The organism is Streptacidiphilus jeojiense (assembly GCF_000719095.1).
Lineage (GTDB): Bacteria > Actinomycetota > Actinomycetes > Streptomycetales > Streptomycetaceae > Streptacidiphilus > Streptacidiphilus jeojiensis.
In genome coordinates this window covers 89,980-104,377 of sequence record NZ_JOEH01000002.1, presented here as the reverse complement: position 1 = coordinate 104,377, position 14,398 = coordinate 89,980, and the positions used below count along the sequence as shown (strand labels likewise).

Genomic DNA, 14,398 nt, shown 5'->3' with positions numbered 1-14,398 from the left:
GTTCCCCGCGCCCCCAGGTGGTTTCGCGTCAGCGACTGGCGTTCAGCTGCGCGGCGTGTTCCTGGAGGGAACGGACGGTGATGTCGCCGCGGAGCAGGGAGTCGATGCCCTGGACCGCCGCGCCCATCGCCTGAACCGTCGTCAGGCACGGCACCGACCGCGCGACCGCGGCCGTGCGGATCTCGTAGCCGTCGAGCCTGCTGCCGGTCCCGTACGGGGTGTTGATGATGAGGTCGACCTCGCCGTCGTGGATCAGCTGCACGATGGTGCGCTCGCCGTCCGCCCCAGGACCTTCGCTGTGCTTGCGCACCACCGTCGCGTCGATCCCGTTGCGGCGCAGGATCTCCGCCGTGCCGGAGGTGGCCAGCACCTCGAAGCCCAGGCCGACCAGCGCCCGGGCCGGGAAGACCAGATTGCGCTTGTCGCGGTTGGCGACCGAGACGAAGACCCGCCCCTTGGTCGGCAGCGCGCCGTACGCGCCCGCCTGCGACTTGGCGTAGGCGGTGCCGAAGGTGGTGTCGATGCCCATCACCTCGCCGGTGGAGCGCATCTCCGGGCCGAGGACGGTGTCGACGCCGCGGCCGTGGATGTCGCGGAAGCGGCTCCAGGGCATCACCGCCTCCTTGACCGCGATCGGGGAGTCGATCGGCAGCGTGCCGCCGTCGCCCTCCTTGGGCAGCATGCCCTCGTCGCGCAGACCGGCGATGGTCGCGCCGAGCGAGATCCGGGCCGCGGCCTTGGCCAGCGGCACCGCCGTCGCCTTGGACGTGAACGGCACGGTCCGGGAGGCGCGCGGGTTGGCCTCCAGCACGTAGAGGATGTCCCCGGCCATGGCGAACTGGATGTTGATCAGCCCGCGCACGCCCACGCCCCGGGCGATGGCCTCGGTCGAGGCCCGCAGCCGCTTGATGTCGAAGCCGCCCAGGGTGATCGGCGGCAGCGCGCAGGCGGAGTCGCCGGAGTGGATGCCGGCCTCCTCGATGTGCTCCATCACGCCGCCGAGGTAGAGCTCCTCGCCGTCGAACAGGGCGTCGACGTCGATCTCGATGGCGTCGTCCAGGAAACGGTCGATCAGCACCGGGTGCTCGGAGATCAGCCCGGCGTGGCGCTTCAGGTAGTCGGCCAGCGAGGGCTCGTCGTAGACGATCTCCATGCCGCGGCCGCCCAGCACGTACGACGGGCGGGCCAGCACCGGGTAGCCGATCTCGTCGGCGATGGCCTTGGCCTCCTCGAAGGAGAAGGCGGTGCCGTGCTTGGGCGCCGGAAGGCCGGCGTCCCGCAGGACGCGGCCGAAGGCGCCGCGCTCCTCGGCCAAGTCGATGGCCTCGGGCTGGGTGCCGACGATGGGGACCCCGTTGTCCTTGAGCGCCTGCGCCAGCCCCAGCGGGGTCTGCCCGCCGAGCTGCACGATGACGCCCGCGACCGGCCCGGCCTGGGTCTCCGCGTGGACGATCTCCAGCACGTCCTCCAGGGTGAGCGGCTCGAAGTAGAGCCGGTCGGAGGTGTCGTAGTCGGTGGAGACGGTCTCCGGGTTGCAGTTGACCATCACGGTCTCGTAGCCGGCGTCGCTGAGGGCGAAGGAGGCGTGGACGCAGGAGTAGTCGAACTCGATGCCCTGGCCGATGCGGTTGGGGCCGGAGCCGAGGATCAGCACGGCCGGCTTGGTGCGCGGGGCGACCTCGCTCTCCTCGTCGTAGGAGGAGTAGAAGTACGGCGTCTTGGCGGCGAACTCGGCGGCGCAGGTGTCCACGGTCTTGAACACCGGGCGGATGCCCAGCGCGTGCCGGACCTCACGGACCACGTCCGAGCTGAGGCCGCGGATCTCGCCGATCTGCAGGTCGGAGAAGCCGTGCCGCTTGGCGTGGCGCAGCAGTTCGGGGTCGAGCCGCTCGGCCTCGGCCAGTTCCTCGGCGATCTCGTGGATCAGGAAGAGCTGGTCCACGAACCAGGGGTCGATCCTGGTGGCGTCGAACACCTCGCGCTGGGTGGCCCCGGCGCGGATGGCGTCCATGACGGTGTTGATCCGGCCGTCGGTGGGGATCCGGGACTTCGCCAGCAGCTCGTCCTTCTCCCCCGGTTCGCCGACGAAGTTGAACTGCGAGCCCTTCTTCTCCAGCGAGCGCAGCGCCTTGTTCAGCGCCTCGGGGAAGTTGCGGCCCAGGGCCATCGCCTCGCCCACCGACTTCATGGTGGTGGTGAGGGTGGCGTCGGCCGAGGGGAACTTCTCGAAGGCGAACCGGGGCACCTTCACCACGACGTAGTCGAGCGTCGGCTCGAAGGAGGCCGGGGTCTTCTCGGTGATGTCGTTGGGGATCTCGTCCAGGGTGTAGCCGACGGCGAGCTTGGCGGCGATCTTGGCGATCGGGAAGCCGGTCGCCTTGGAGGCCAGCGCCGAGGAGCGGGAGACCCGCGGGTTCATCTCGATGACGATGACCCGGCCGTCGTCGGGGTTGATCGCGAACTGGATGTTGCAGCCGCCGGTGTCGACGCCGACCTCGCGGATGATGGCGATGCCGATGTCGCGCAGCCGCTGGTACTCGCGGTCGGTGAGGGTCATCGCCGGGGCGACGGTGATGGAGTCGCCGGTGTGCACGCCCATCGGGTCGAAGTTCTCGATCGAGCAGACGACCACGACGTTGTCGTTCTTGTCGCGCATCAGCTCCAGCTCGTACTCCTTCCAGCCGAGGATGGACTCCTCCAGGAGCACCTCGGTGGTCGGCGAGAGGGTCAGGCCCTGGCCGGCGATGCGGCGCAGGTCCTCCTCGTCGTGGGCGAAGCCGGAGCCGGCGCCACCCATGGTGAAGGAGGGGCGGACCACGACCGGGTAGCCGCCGAGGGTCTCGACGCCAGCGAGGACGTCCTCCATCGAGTGGCAGATGACCGAGCGGGCGGACTCGCCGTAGCCGATCTTCTGCTTGACCGCCTCGACCACGCCCTTGAACAGCTGGCGGTCCTCGCCCTTGTTGATGGCCTCGACGTTGGCGCCGATGAGCTCGACGCCGTACTTGTCGAGGGTGCCGTCGGCGTGCAGCGAGATGGCGGTGTTGAGCGCGGTCTGGCCGCCCAGGGTGGGCAGCAGGACGTCGGGGCGCTCCTTGGCGATGATCTTCTCGACGTACTCGGGGGTGATCGGCTCGACGTAGGTGGCGTCGGCGATCTCCGGGTCGGTCATGATCGTGGCCGGGTTGGAGTTGACCAGGATCACCCGCAGGCCCTCGGCCTTGAGTACCCGGCAGGCCTGGGTCCCGGAGTAGTCGAACTCGGCCGCCTGGCCGATGACGATCGGGCCGGAACCGATGACCAGGACGGACTGGATGTCGGTGCGCTTAGGCACGCTGGCCCTCCATGAGCTCTACGAAGCGGTCGAACAGGTAGGCGGCGTCGTGCGGACCGGCCGCCGCCTCCGGGTGGTACTGGACGCTGAAGGCGGGCTGGTCCAGGCACTGCAGGCCCTCGACCACATCGTCGTTGAGGCAGATATGAGAAACCTCTACCCGCCCGTAGGGGGTGTCGCTGACCCGGTCCAGCGGGGCGTCCACGGCGAAGCCGTGGTTGTGCGCGGTGACCTCGACCTTGCCGGTGGTGCGGTCCTGCACCGGCTGGTTGATGCCGCGGTGGCCGTACTTGAGCTTGTAGGTGCCGAAGCCCAGGGCGCGGCCGAGCAGCTGGTTGCCGAAGCAGATGCCGAAGAACGGGGTCTTCCGGCCCAGCACCTCGCGCAGCACCGCGACCTGGCCGTCGGCGGTGGCCGGGTCGCCCGGGCCGTTGGAGAAGAACACGCCGTCGGGGGCGACCGCGTAGACGTCCTCGGCGGTGGCGTTGGCGGGCAGCACGTGCACCTCGATGCCGCGCTCGGCCATCCGGTGCGGGGTCATCCCCTTGATGCCCAGGTCCAGGGCGGCCACGGTGAAGCGCTTGGTTCCTATGGCGGGGACGACATAGGTCTCGTCGGTGGCGACCTCGCCGCACAGGTCGGCGCCCTCCATCTGCGGCGCCCGGCGGACCCGCTCCAGCAGGGTGGCGTCGTCGGCGACGGCCGGGCCGGAGAAGATGCCGCAGCGCATGGCGCCGCGCTCGCGCAGGTGGCGGGTGAGCGCGCGGGTGTCGATGCCGCTGATCCCGACGATGCCCTGCTTGACCAGCTCCTCGTCCAGCGAGCGCTGCGAGCGCCAGTTGGAGGGCACCCGGGCGGGGTCGCGGACCACGTAGCCGGCCACCCAGATCCTGGACGACTCCGGGTCCTCGTCGTTGACGCCGGTGTTGCCGATCTGCGGGGCCGTCATGGCGACCACCTGGCGGTGGTAGGACGGGTCGGTCAGGGTCTCCTGATAGCCCGTCATACCGGTGTTGAAGACGGCCTCGCCGAAGGTCTCGCCGATGGCGCCGTATGCCTGGCCGCGGAAGATCCGTCCGTCCTCCAGGACGTAGACGGCCGGCTTCCTCTCCGTACGTGCGGTCATCATGCGCCTTCCTTCTGTGCTTCGGCCTGCGGTGCTTCGGCCGGCTTTACTTCGGACTGCTGCCCGGCCACCTTCGCGTGCGCCTTGAGCAGCACCTCGACGGCGGTGACCCAGTTGTCGTGCTCGGCCGGGTGGTCGGCCCGGAACCCGGAGTCCAGCAGCTTGCCGCCGTGCTCCCAGGTGACCACCAGCAGGCCGCCCTCGGGGACGACCTTCCCGGCGATGCCCTTGTCGGTGCGGGCCGCGCGCAGCGCCGCGATCGGAATGAAGAAGCTCACCGAGGCGGGACGGACCACGTCCAGCCCGTCGGGTCGCAGGGTCAGCTCCACCAGGCTGCGCTCGCCCAGGCGGTGGGCCACCACCCGGTCCAGCCAGTTCCCGGCCGAGGTGGAGCCGAAGTAGCGGCCCTCCAGCTCCAGGATCGACTCGGTGGTCGCCTTCGGCGCGACGGGCAGCGCGGGCAGGCCCGACTGCTGCGTCCTGCGCCAGTTCCAGCCCTGCCGCATCAGCCAGTAGACCAGGCCGATCACCACCAGCAGCCCGACCGTCCAGCCGATCAGATCGCCCACATGGGTGACCGGGGCGGAGTGCGGTGCTTCGGCCAGACTCAGCGCGGGGCTCATACGAGCTCTCCGTCCAGGACGGTCGCGCGGCCCCTGAGGAAGGTGGCGACGACGCGTCCGGGCAGGTCACGGCCTCGGTACGGGGTGTTGCGGCTGCGGGTGGCGAAGCTGTCGGGGTTCACCGCTCCACGGTACGCGGGGTCGACCAGCACGAGGTTGGCCGGTTCGTCCACCGAGACGGGACGGCCCTGCCCGGTGAGACCGCCGATGGCGGCGGGGCGGCGGGACATCCGGTCGGCGACGTCGGCCCAGCCCATCAGGCCGGTCTCCACCATGGTCTGCTGCACCACGGACAGCGCGGTCTCCAGGCCGACCATGCCCATCGCGGCCGCGGCCCACTCGCAGTCCTTGTCCTCGGACGGGTGCGGGGCGTGGTCGGTGGCGACGGCGTCGATGGTGCCGTCGGCCAGGGCCTCGCGCAGGGCCAGCACGTCGGCCTCGGTGCGCAGCGGCGGGTTGACCTTGTAGACCGGGTCGTAGGAGCGGACCAGCTCGTCGGTCAGCAGCAGGTGGTGCGGAGTGACCTCGGCGGTGACGTCCCAGCCCTTGGACTTGGCCCAGCGGATGATCTCCACCGAGCCGGCCGTGGAGACGTGGCAGACGTGCAGCCGCGAGCCGACGTGCGCGGCCAGCAGCACGTCCCTGGCGATGATCGACTCCTCGGCCACGGCCGGCCAGCCGCGCAGGCCCAGCTCGCCGGAGACGGTGCCCTCGTTCATCTGGGCGCCCTCGGTCAGCCGGGGCTCCTGGGCGTGCTGGGCGATGACGCCGCCGAAGGCCTTCACGTACTCCAGCGCCCGGCGCATGATCACGGCGTCGTCCACGCACTTGCCGTCGTCGGAGAAGACCCGGACGGCTGCGGCGGAGTCGGCCATGGTGCCCAGCTCGGCGAGCTGCTTGCCCTCCAGGCCGATGGTGACCGCGCCGACCGGCTGCACGTCGCAGTAGCCGGACTCCTTGCCCAGCCGCCAGACCTGCTCGACCACGCCGGCGGTGTCGGCCACCGGGAAGGTGTTGGCCATCGCGTGGACGGCGGTGAAGCCGCCCTTGGCCGCGGCGCGGGTCCCGGTGAGGACGGTCTCGGCGTCCTCCCGGCCGGGCTCGCGCAGATGGGTGTGCAGGTCGACCAGGCCGGGCAGGGCGATCAGGCCCTCGGCGTCGATCACTGTGGCGCCGTCGTCAGCGAGGTAGGTGCCGATCTCCGCGATCACACCGTCCTTCAGGCGCAGGTCCTGCGGCTCCCCGCCGAGGATGCGGGCGTTCTTGATCAGGTAGCTGGTCACTTGCTGTGCTCCTCGGTGGTGCGGGACTCGGCAGGACGTGCGGGAGACAGGGCTGGCTCGGAGCCGCCGAGCAGGAGGTAGAGGACCGCCATCCGGATGGAGACGCCGTTGGTGACCTGCTCGACGATGGTGGAGCGGGCCGAGTCGGCGATCTCCGAGGCGATCTCCATGCCGCGGACCATCGGGCCCGGGTGCATCACGATGGCGTGCTCGGGCAGGGCCGCGGCGCGCTTGGCGTCCAGCCCGTAGCGGAGCGAGTACTCGCGCTGGGTGGGGAAGAAGGCGGCGTTCATCCGCTCGCGCTGAACCCGCAGCATCATCACCGCGTCGCTCTTGGGCAGCACCGCGTCCAGGTCGTAGGAGACCGCGCAGGGCCAGCTCTCGACGCCGTAGGGCACCAGCGTCGGCGGGGCGACCAGGGTCACCTCGGCGCCCAGGGTGTGCAGCAGGTGCACGTTGGAGCGGGCCACCCGGCTGTGCAGCACGTCGCCGACGATGGTGATCCGGCGCCCGTTCAGGTCCCGGCCCAGGCCCGGGTTGAGGTGGCGGCGCATGGTGAAGGCGTCCAGCAGCGCCTGGGTGGGGTGCTCGTGGGTGCCGTCGCCGGCGTTGACCACGCTGCCGTGCAGCCAGTCCGACTCGGCCAGCCGCTGCGGGGCGCCGGAGGCGCCGTGCCGGATGACCACCGCGTCGGCGCCCATGGCCTGCAGGGTGAGCGCGGTGTCCTTGAGGGTCTCGCCCTTGGAGACCGAGGAGCCCTTGGCGGAGAAGTTGATCACATCGGCGGACAGCCGCTTCTCGGCCACCTCGAAGGAGGTGCGGGTCCGGGTGGAGTCCTCGAAGAAGAGGTTGACCACGGTGCGGCCGCGCAGCGTCGGCAGCTTCTTCACCGCGCGGGTGGAGACCTGGGCCATCTCCTCGGCGGTGTCCAGGATCAGCAGCGCGTCGTCGAGGGTGAGGTCGGCGGTGGAGACGAGGTGTCGCTTCATCGGGCGCTCCCGTTGGCGTCGCTGCTGCTGGTGGAGTCGTCGCGGTCGCCGATCAGCACGGCGTCCAGGCCGTCCTCCTCGACCAGCTTCACCTTCACGGCCTCGCGCAGCGAGGTGGGCAGGTTCTTGCCGACGTAGTCGGCGCGGATCGGCAGTTCCCGGTGGCCGCGGTCGACCAGGACCGCGAGCTGCACGGCGCGGGGGCGGCCCAGGTCGCCGAGGGCGTCCAGGGCGGCGCGGACGGTGCGACCGGAGAACAGCACGTCGTCGACCAGCACGACCAGCTTCCCGTCCAGGCCGCCGGGCGGGATCTCGGTGTGCTCCAGCGCGCGGGCCGGCTTCAGCCGCAGGTCGTCCCGGTACATGGTGATGTCCAGGGTCCCGAACGGGATCTCCCGGCCGGTGATCTGCGCCAGCCTGGCGTGCAGCCGGCGGGCCAGCAGGATGCCGCGGGTGGGGATGCCGAGCAGGACGACGTCCTCCGCGCCCTTGGCGCGTTCCACGATCTCGTGGGCGATACGGGTCAGCGAACGGGCGATGTCGCTCTCGTCCAGGACCTGCCGGGCGTTGCCCGGGCTGTTCTTGGCAGTGCTGCTACTACTGCTGTTCTCATTACTGCGGGCAGATGTGGTCATGCCGAAGCCGACCTCCTTCCCCGCCTCACCGGACGGGCCTTAAAGGATGTCTCTGGGACGGCCCCCACCGGGCGTGGCGGTGGCCGCCGTCCACCCTACCAGGGCGATCATGCGCCCCCGGCGACGCCGCAGGCGGGGCGGCGTCCGGGCATTCGCACGACTGCCCCATTCAGCTTGACCAATCCATATCACTCTGCGTAATCTCACAGTGAGTTACGGCCGGACGACGGAGGTCCACCAAAGCACCCTTCCGGTGCCTCTCGGACGAGCCGTCGCAGGGCAGTCACAGCGTCACGCCACATCTCGTCCGGGGAGACCATTTGTCCAGCGACTACGCGAAGCAGCTTGGCGGCAAGCTGCGAGCGATCCGCACCCAGCAGGGCTTGTCACTGCACGGCGTCGAGGAGAAGTCCCAGGGCCGCTGGAAGGCCGTGGTCGTCGGCTCGTACGAGCGCGGGGACCGCGCCGTCACGGTGCAGCGCCTGGCCGAGCTGGCCGAGTTCTACGGGGTTCCGGTGCAGGAACTGCTGCCCGGCAGCACCCCGGGCGGTGCGGCCGAGCCGCCGCCGCGCCTGGTGCTCGACCTGGAGCGGCTCTCCCAGGTCCCGTCCGAGAAGGCCGGCCCGCTGCAGCGCTACGCGGCGACCATCCAGAGCCAGCGCGGCGACTACAACGGCAAGGTGCTGTCGATCCGCCAGGACGACCTGCGCACCCTGGCCGTGATCTACGACCAGCCGGCCTCGCTGCTCGTCGACCAGCTGATCAGCTGGGGCGTGCTCGACCCGGACGCCCGCCGCGCGGTGCGGGAGGACGACGCGATCTGACGGCGCCCCGGGGGAGCCTGAAGAAACGTCACAGCAGCAGCACAGCCAAGGGCCGGCCGGTCCCCCTCGGGGGCCGGCCGGCCCTTGGCTGTGCCTGCTCGACGTTCTTTCTCAATGCGCCTTCTCAACCCACCAGATGACGGTGCATCAGCGCCTCCACGCCGTCCAGGTCCCGGGCCAGCATCAACTCGACCAGCTGCTCGTGCCCGGCCGCCGCCCCGCCGCAGCGCGCACCCCGGCTCCGGAGCTCGCCGACCAGCACCACCAGGTGCCGGTTCCCGGCCAGCGTCAGCAGGGCCTCGTGGAAGCCGCGGTCGCCCCCGGTACGGGCCGGTCCGAGCAGCGACTCCAACTGGGCCCGGCTCGCGCTGCGGGCCACCTGGACCGCGCTGGGGGCCTCCAACAGGGCACGGATCTCCAGCAGTTCGGCCAGGTCCCGCTCGGTGACCTCGACGACCCGGAAGCCCTTGTTGGGAACCGCCCGCACCAGGCCCTCCTTGGCCAGGTCGAGCATCGCCTCACGGACCGGCGTCGCCGACACGCCGAACCGCGCCGCGAGCACCGGCGCCGAGTAGACGGCTCCGGGCACCAGCTCGCCCGCCGCCAGGGCGGCCCGCAGCGCCTGGTTGACCTGGTCGCGCAGGCTGCGGCGCTCCGCGGGCACGGCCGGGGCCCTCAGCGCCGGTCGAGGCGGCGGCCGGCCCGGGAGGACAGTCCGGCCAGCGCCTCCAGCGGCGCCTTGCGGGCGGCGGCGACCAGCGCCTTGTAGCGGCCGGAGGGGATGCTGACGGTCCGTCCGCGAGCCAGGTCGCGCATCGCGTCGTCCACCACCCGGTCGGCGTCCAGCCACATCCACCCGCCGACGTCCTTCATGTCGACCTGGGCCCGCTGGTGGAACTCGGTGTGGGTGAACCCGGGGCAGAGCGCGAGCACCCGCACCCCGCTACCGGTCAGGTCGCGGGAGACGGACTGGCTGAACTGGACCACCCAAGCCTTGCTGGCCCCGTAGGTGCCACGCGGCACGAAGGCCGCGACGGAGGCGACATTGATCACGTAGCCGCGCCCCCGCTCGCGCATCCCGGGCAGCGCGGCCGTGGTGAGCCGCAGCACCGCCTCGATGTGCAGCTTCACCATCGCCAGCTCGTCGGCCAGCGGCACCACCAGGAACGGGTCCTTGAGCCCGAACCCGGCATTGTTCACCAACAGGTCCACCGGCTTCCCGGCATCGCCCAGCCTGGCCTCGACGACGGCGATGCCCTCGTCGGTCGCCAGATCGGCGACAAGGGTCTCCACCCCGACGCCGTACTGCTTGCCCAGCACGTCCGCGCTCTCGTCCAACCGACCCCCGTCCCGAGCAACCAGAACCAGATCCAGCCCGTCCTTCGCCAGACGCCGCGCAAACGCCGCCCCGATTCCGGCCGTCGCGCCGGTGATGAGTGCTGTAGGCATGATGCGAACCATACCCCTGAGCCTTCCGCCAACCCTGGCTACGCGGACGCGTCGAGCGCGGGCAGGGGCTGCGGGTGCCGCATCCAACTCATGTCCCGCAGCCACCACGCGCCCGCTAGGCTCCCCCGCATGATCCGAGCTGTGGTGTTCGACGTCGGCGAGACGCTCACCTCCGACCAGCGGTTCTGGGCGGACTGGGCCGACTGGCTGGATGTCCCCCACTACACCGTGGCTGCCCTGGTCGGCGCCGTGGTCGGGCAGGGCCGCGACAATGCCGACGCCCTCCGCCTTCTGCGCCCCGGCCTGGACCTCACCAGCGAGTACGCCGCCCGCGAGGCAGCCGGCCACGGCGAGCGTCTGGGTGAGGCCGACCTGTACCCCGACGTCCGCGACGGCCTCTCCGCCTTGCGGGCAGCCGGGTACTGGGTGGGCGTGGCAGGCAACCAGACAGCCCGTGCCGCAGAACTCCTGCGAGCCCTGGACCTACCCGTGGACGGGTTGGCGACGTCCGGTGAATGGGGATTCGCCAAGCCCGCGCCGGAGTTCTTCGCCCGGATCTGCACCTGGTCCGGGTTCCCGGCTGCGGAGATCGTCTACGTGGGCGACCACCCGGCGAACGACACGGTGCCGGCCCGGACCGCTGGTCTTCGCACGGTGCATCTGCGCCGCGGTCCGTGGGGTCATCTGTGGGCGGGCAGTGCGGCTGCGGCTCAGGCGAACTGGCAGGCGAACAGCATCCTGGAGCTGCCAGGGCTGTTCACAGAGGCATAGAACCCATCCGTTTTTTGACTGCGCGGTACCGTTTCCAATGACGCGTCAGGAACGGAGTCCAACATGCCGCCCCGCGATGCCAATACCCTCGGATCCCGCATCGCCGCCGCGCGCAAATCCCGGCGCCTGCAACAGGCCGAACTCGCCGGGCTGGCCTGCGTCTCCCTCGACGCCATCAAGTCGATCGAACAGGGCAGACGGGAACCCTCGGAGTCCGTGCTGGAATCGATCGCGGAAGCCCTCGACCTCGACCCGAGTCGGCTCCGCGAAGGCCGCCGCAGCGACAGCCGAATCCACGCCGCCATCCCCGCCCTGCGCGCGGCCGTGGACGCGTACGACCTGCCGCCCGACGGACCGGTCCGCGACCTGGCATCGTTACGTCGCTCTACCGCCGAACTCGAGGCGTGGCGCCTCGCCTCCCGCTACACCTCGCTGACGAAGGTACTGCCCGATCGGCTGACGGAGCTGAACCGCGCAGTCCAGCAGTTCACCGGCGCCGAGTGCATCGAGGCCGCACGGCTGCTGGCCTCGGTGTACCGATCGGCCGATGCGGTCGTCTACAAATACACCTACTGCGATCTTTCGGCGCGCACGGTGGAGCTGATGCGCTGGGCCGCCGACCGTGCCGAGGACCCCGTCCTGGACGCCACCGCCTCCTACGTCCGTATGGAGACGTTCTTTTCCTCCCGCCAGGAGGAAGCGCTCGCCACAGGACTGAGGATGCTTCAGGGCGCCATCGACCGGGCCCCGTCCCCAGGCGACCAGCCGACCCGGGCTGCGGTGGGCGCCTTGCACATGAGGGCGGCGGTGGTCGCGGGCAGGATGCGCGACGAGGCGTCGGCGCGGACTCACCTCGCCTACGCCAAGGAACTCGCGGACAGCGTCCAGGAAGGGATCTACCTCGGCACTGCGTTCGGGCCCTCCTCTTTCCGGGTGCACGAGGTCGCCGTCGCCGTCGAACTCAACGACGGTCCTGCCGTGCTCGCCGCCGCCATGGAGTGGAAACCACCCGCAGAGCTTCCGGCAGAGCGGCGCAGCCACTACTACATCGACGTCGCACGGGCGCAGTTGTGGCAGAACCTGTGTGCCGACGCATTGGAGTCGCTGCAGGTAGCGCGCCGGATCGCGCCCCAACACGTCCGCGAACACCCGCAAGTACGTGAAACGCTTCGGTCCCTGGTGCGCTCCCAGCGATCCGAGCGCGAGGCGCTACTGGCCCTCGCCGAGTGGGCCGGGGCAACCTGAGCGAGGAGTACACGCTGTACTCCTAGGCGCCCTTGCAGGTCGGGAGCATGGTCACGTCCGAACCCGCGAGGGAAGGCGTGAACGTGCCCGCAGCTGCAATGCAACTACCTGTCGACCTGGTCAGCATCGTCCGCCTACACGGCGAGGCATGCATCACGTGCGGTACAACCACGCTGCCGCTGATACGGAACGGGCACGTAAGAACCCGCGGCACCGACGACGGTGTGCTGGCCTGGTCCGTCGTCGCTTGCCCGGAGCACTCTCTACCAGGAGCCAGCACCATGCCCGAACCCATTGAGACAGCTGAGCCGCAGCCCCTCAGCCCGACCGAAGAATCCGAGCGGAGCCGACTGATGAGCATCGCCCGGGCCGGTCGGCTGACCCCTGAGGAGTTCGGGCGCGTCGCCGACCTGAACCAGCGGGCGGACCACCGCAGCGGGGGCCTCATGAGTGAGCCGAGCGAACCGAATACAGCCCCGGGTTACTGCAGCTACTGCGGTGAGTGGCTGCGGAGGGGCGTAGTAGTCGCAGAGATCCACAGCGATGCCGGTGCGGGACACACGGTGGTACGCCACCCCGAGCATGTCGGCCTGGCCAAACCTGTGACAGAGCGGACGCGTACCTGGACGGTCTGAGGGGGCGAACTTACCGGTTCCAGCACAGCGAGAGGCCGCTGAGGGTCCAGCAGGTCGGGTCGGTGGTGGGGGGCGTGGAGGTGGGGGGCGTGGCGGGGGTGGAGGGTGATGCTGCCGTTGTGCTGGGGGTGGGCGTGGGGGTGGCCACGGTGGGTGATGGGGAGTCGGACGGGCTGGTCGGAGCGGTGGACGGGGTGGACGGGGTGGGGGATGCCGTCGTCGGGGAGGGGGGTGTCGAGGTCGGGGTCGCCAGAGGGGGTGTGGATGACGGCGATGGTTGGGCGGCCGGGGTCGTTGTGGTCGCTTCGGGCGTCTGGGTGGTTGCTGCTGCGCTGGGGCTGCCGGCGGCGGTGTTCGGGATCGGGCTGGTGACTGCTGCCTGCTTCGGGGCGGTGGTGGTTGCGGGGGTCGTAGAGGTGGACGCCGAAGGCGATGCAGGGGTGCTCGCGGGAGTGGGGGATGCGGGCGCGGTGGTGCTCTGCTGGGTGGCGGCCAGTGCGGCCGGTTGTGGGGAGGAGTGCGAGCCGGTGAGGGTGAAGGCTGCTACCGCGCCTGCGGCGGCGAGGACGAGGCCGCCCGCTACGGCGAGGGTGCCCGCTCCTACCGAGCCGGAGGCCGGGCCGGATTTGGCGGCGGCGTGGCCGCTGACCCGGACGGCGCCATGCCCCGCCCCGTGGGCCCGCGCTGCTGCTCGGGCGCCGGCGGTCGGGATCAGGTAGCGTGCGGCGCCGCCGCCGGCGAAGGCCAGCAGGAGTGCCGGGCCGACCAGTGCGGGCAGGCGGTGGTTGGCGCGTTCCAGCAGGGCTATTCGGGCGCGGCAGTCGGCGCAGCCCTCGGCGTGGGCGCGCAGCGCGCGGTCCTGGCGGGCCGAGCTGGTGCCGCGGACATGGGCCGGGATCCGCTCCCAGTGCTCGGCGCAGCTCGCCTCGTCCGGTGCGCCCGGCTGCGCGCGCAGGAAGGCCTGGCGCAGCCCCTCGCGGGCGCGGTGCAGCAGCACCGCCGTGGCGTTGCGGTTGGTGCCCAGGTCGTCGCCGACCGCTTCGAGGCTCCAGTCCTCGACCTCGGTCAGCCACAGCGCACGGACCCAGCGGTGCGGAAGCTGCTTCAGCGCCCCCGCGAGCATGACGGCGTAGGCGCCCTCCTGGGGGACGGGCGTCGTGGCCGGCTCCGCCGGGTGCAGCCGTTCCAGCTGGTCGCCCTGCGGGAGTTCCTTGGGCGCGTGGCCGAGGTCGACGGCGAGGTTGCGGATGGTCGCGGCCAGGTAGCCGGGGATGTGGTCCACCTGGTGACCCGCCGAGATCCGTCGCCAGACGCGGAAGTGGGCCTCCGCGGTCAGGTCCTCGGCCAGCCAGGCGTCGCCGGTGAGTGTGCGGGCGTAGGCGACCAGCCGGGAGTGGTGCTCCTGGTAGGTGCGGGTGTACGCCTCGATGGCCGTCTCTTCGCCGGGGCCGGGCATGGCGGTCTCACCGGTGGTGCTCACGGAA

12 protein-coding genes are annotated in these 14,398 nt (G+C 71.0%); 3 read left to right on the top strand and 9 right to left on the bottom strand.

From position 1 onward, the window contains the following. Positions 1-28 precede the first annotated feature (28 nt). Genes carB through pyrR form a run of 6 tightly spaced genes read right to left on the bottom strand, consistent with a single transcriptional unit; the run spans position 29 to position 7,990 of the window. Positions 29-3,334: a carbamoyl-phosphate synthase large subunit gene (gene carB, locus IF29_RS0102480; protein ID WP_030248820.1), complete on the bottom strand. Its 3,306-nt coding sequence runs from the start codon at positions 3,332-3,334 to the stop codon at positions 29-31. Beyond that, complete coding sequence (carA, locus tag IF29_RS0102475; protein WP_380523680.1) at positions 3,327-4,463, bottom strand: glutamine-hydrolyzing carbamoyl-phosphate synthase small subunit; 1,137 nt, start codon at positions 4,461-4,463, stop codon at positions 3,327-3,329. The genes carB and carA overlap by 8 nt, the downstream gene beginning before the upstream one ends. Further along, positions 4,460-5,083, bottom strand: a complete 624-nt coding sequence (locus IF29_RS0102470) for a PH-like domain-containing protein (protein ID WP_063757410.1) — start codon at positions 5,081-5,083, stop codon at positions 4,460-4,462. Before IF29_RS0102470 ends, carA begins: the two co-directional genes overlap by 4 nt. Then, positions 5,080-6,366, bottom strand: coding sequence for a dihydroorotase (locus IF29_RS0102465; protein WP_030248815.1), 1,287 nt, complete (start codon positions 6,364-6,366; stop codon positions 5,080-5,082). Before IF29_RS0102465 ends, IF29_RS0102470 begins: the two co-directional genes overlap by 4 nt. Continuing rightward, positions 6,363-7,355, bottom strand: a complete 993-nt coding sequence (locus IF29_RS0102460; protein WP_030248814.1) for an aspartate carbamoyltransferase catalytic subunit — start codon at positions 7,353-7,355, stop codon at positions 6,363-6,365. Before IF29_RS0102460 ends, IF29_RS0102465 begins: the two co-directional genes overlap by 4 nt. Beyond that, positions 7,352-7,990, bottom strand: coding sequence for a bifunctional pyr operon transcriptional regulator/uracil phosphoribosyltransferase PyrR (pyrR, locus tag IF29_RS0102455; protein WP_051724794.1), 639 nt, complete (start codon positions 7,988-7,990; stop codon positions 7,352-7,354). Before pyrR ends, IF29_RS0102460 begins: the two co-directional genes overlap by 4 nt. Before the next feature lie 320 nt (positions 7,991-8,310). On the opposite strand from pyrR, the gene bldD reads away from it, so the two are divergent. Then, a complete protein-coding gene (bldD, locus tag IF29_RS0102450) occupies positions 8,311-8,814 on the top strand; it encodes a transcriptional regulator BldD (protein WP_030248810.1) in 504 nt (167 codons plus the stop codon). 124 nt (positions 8,815-8,938) lie between these two features. Here the strand turns inward: bldD and IF29_RS0102445 are convergent, their stop codons facing one another. Both IF29_RS0102445 and IF29_RS0102440 read right to left on the bottom strand, forming a co-directional pair. Further along, on the bottom strand, positions 8,939-9,478 hold the full coding sequence (locus tag IF29_RS0102445; protein ID WP_232241991.1) for a GntR family transcriptional regulator: 540 nt from the start codon (positions 9,476-9,478) through the stop codon (positions 8,939-8,941). Between the two features lie 11 nt (positions 9,479-9,489). Further along, positions 9,490-10,263, bottom strand: coding sequence for an SDR family NAD(P)-dependent oxidoreductase (locus IF29_RS0102440; protein WP_030248807.1), 774 nt, complete (start codon positions 10,261-10,263; stop codon positions 9,490-9,492). Positions 10,264-10,392: 129 nt separating this feature from the next. Between IF29_RS0102440 and IF29_RS0102435 the strand changes: the two genes are divergently transcribed. Both IF29_RS0102435 and IF29_RS0102430 read left to right on the top strand, forming a co-directional pair. Beyond that, positions 10,393-11,034 (top strand): HAD family hydrolase, encoded by a 642-nt coding sequence (locus IF29_RS0102435; protein WP_030248805.1) that lies wholly within the window; start codon positions 10,393-10,395, stop codon positions 11,032-11,034. Positions 11,035-11,097: 63 nt separating this feature from the next. Continuing rightward, positions 11,098-12,279, top strand: coding sequence for a helix-turn-helix domain-containing protein (locus tag IF29_RS0102430; protein ID WP_030248804.1), 1,182 nt, complete (start codon positions 11,098-11,100; stop codon positions 12,277-12,279). Positions 12,280-12,924: 645 nt separating this feature from the next. Here the strand turns inward: IF29_RS0102430 and IF29_RS43135 are convergent. Beyond that, on the bottom strand, positions 12,925-14,394 hold the full coding sequence (locus tag IF29_RS43135) for a sigma factor (RefSeq protein WP_051724793.1): 1,470 nt from the start codon (positions 14,392-14,394) through the stop codon (positions 12,925-12,927). Between the last annotated feature and the right edge of the window lie 4 nt (positions 14,395-14,398).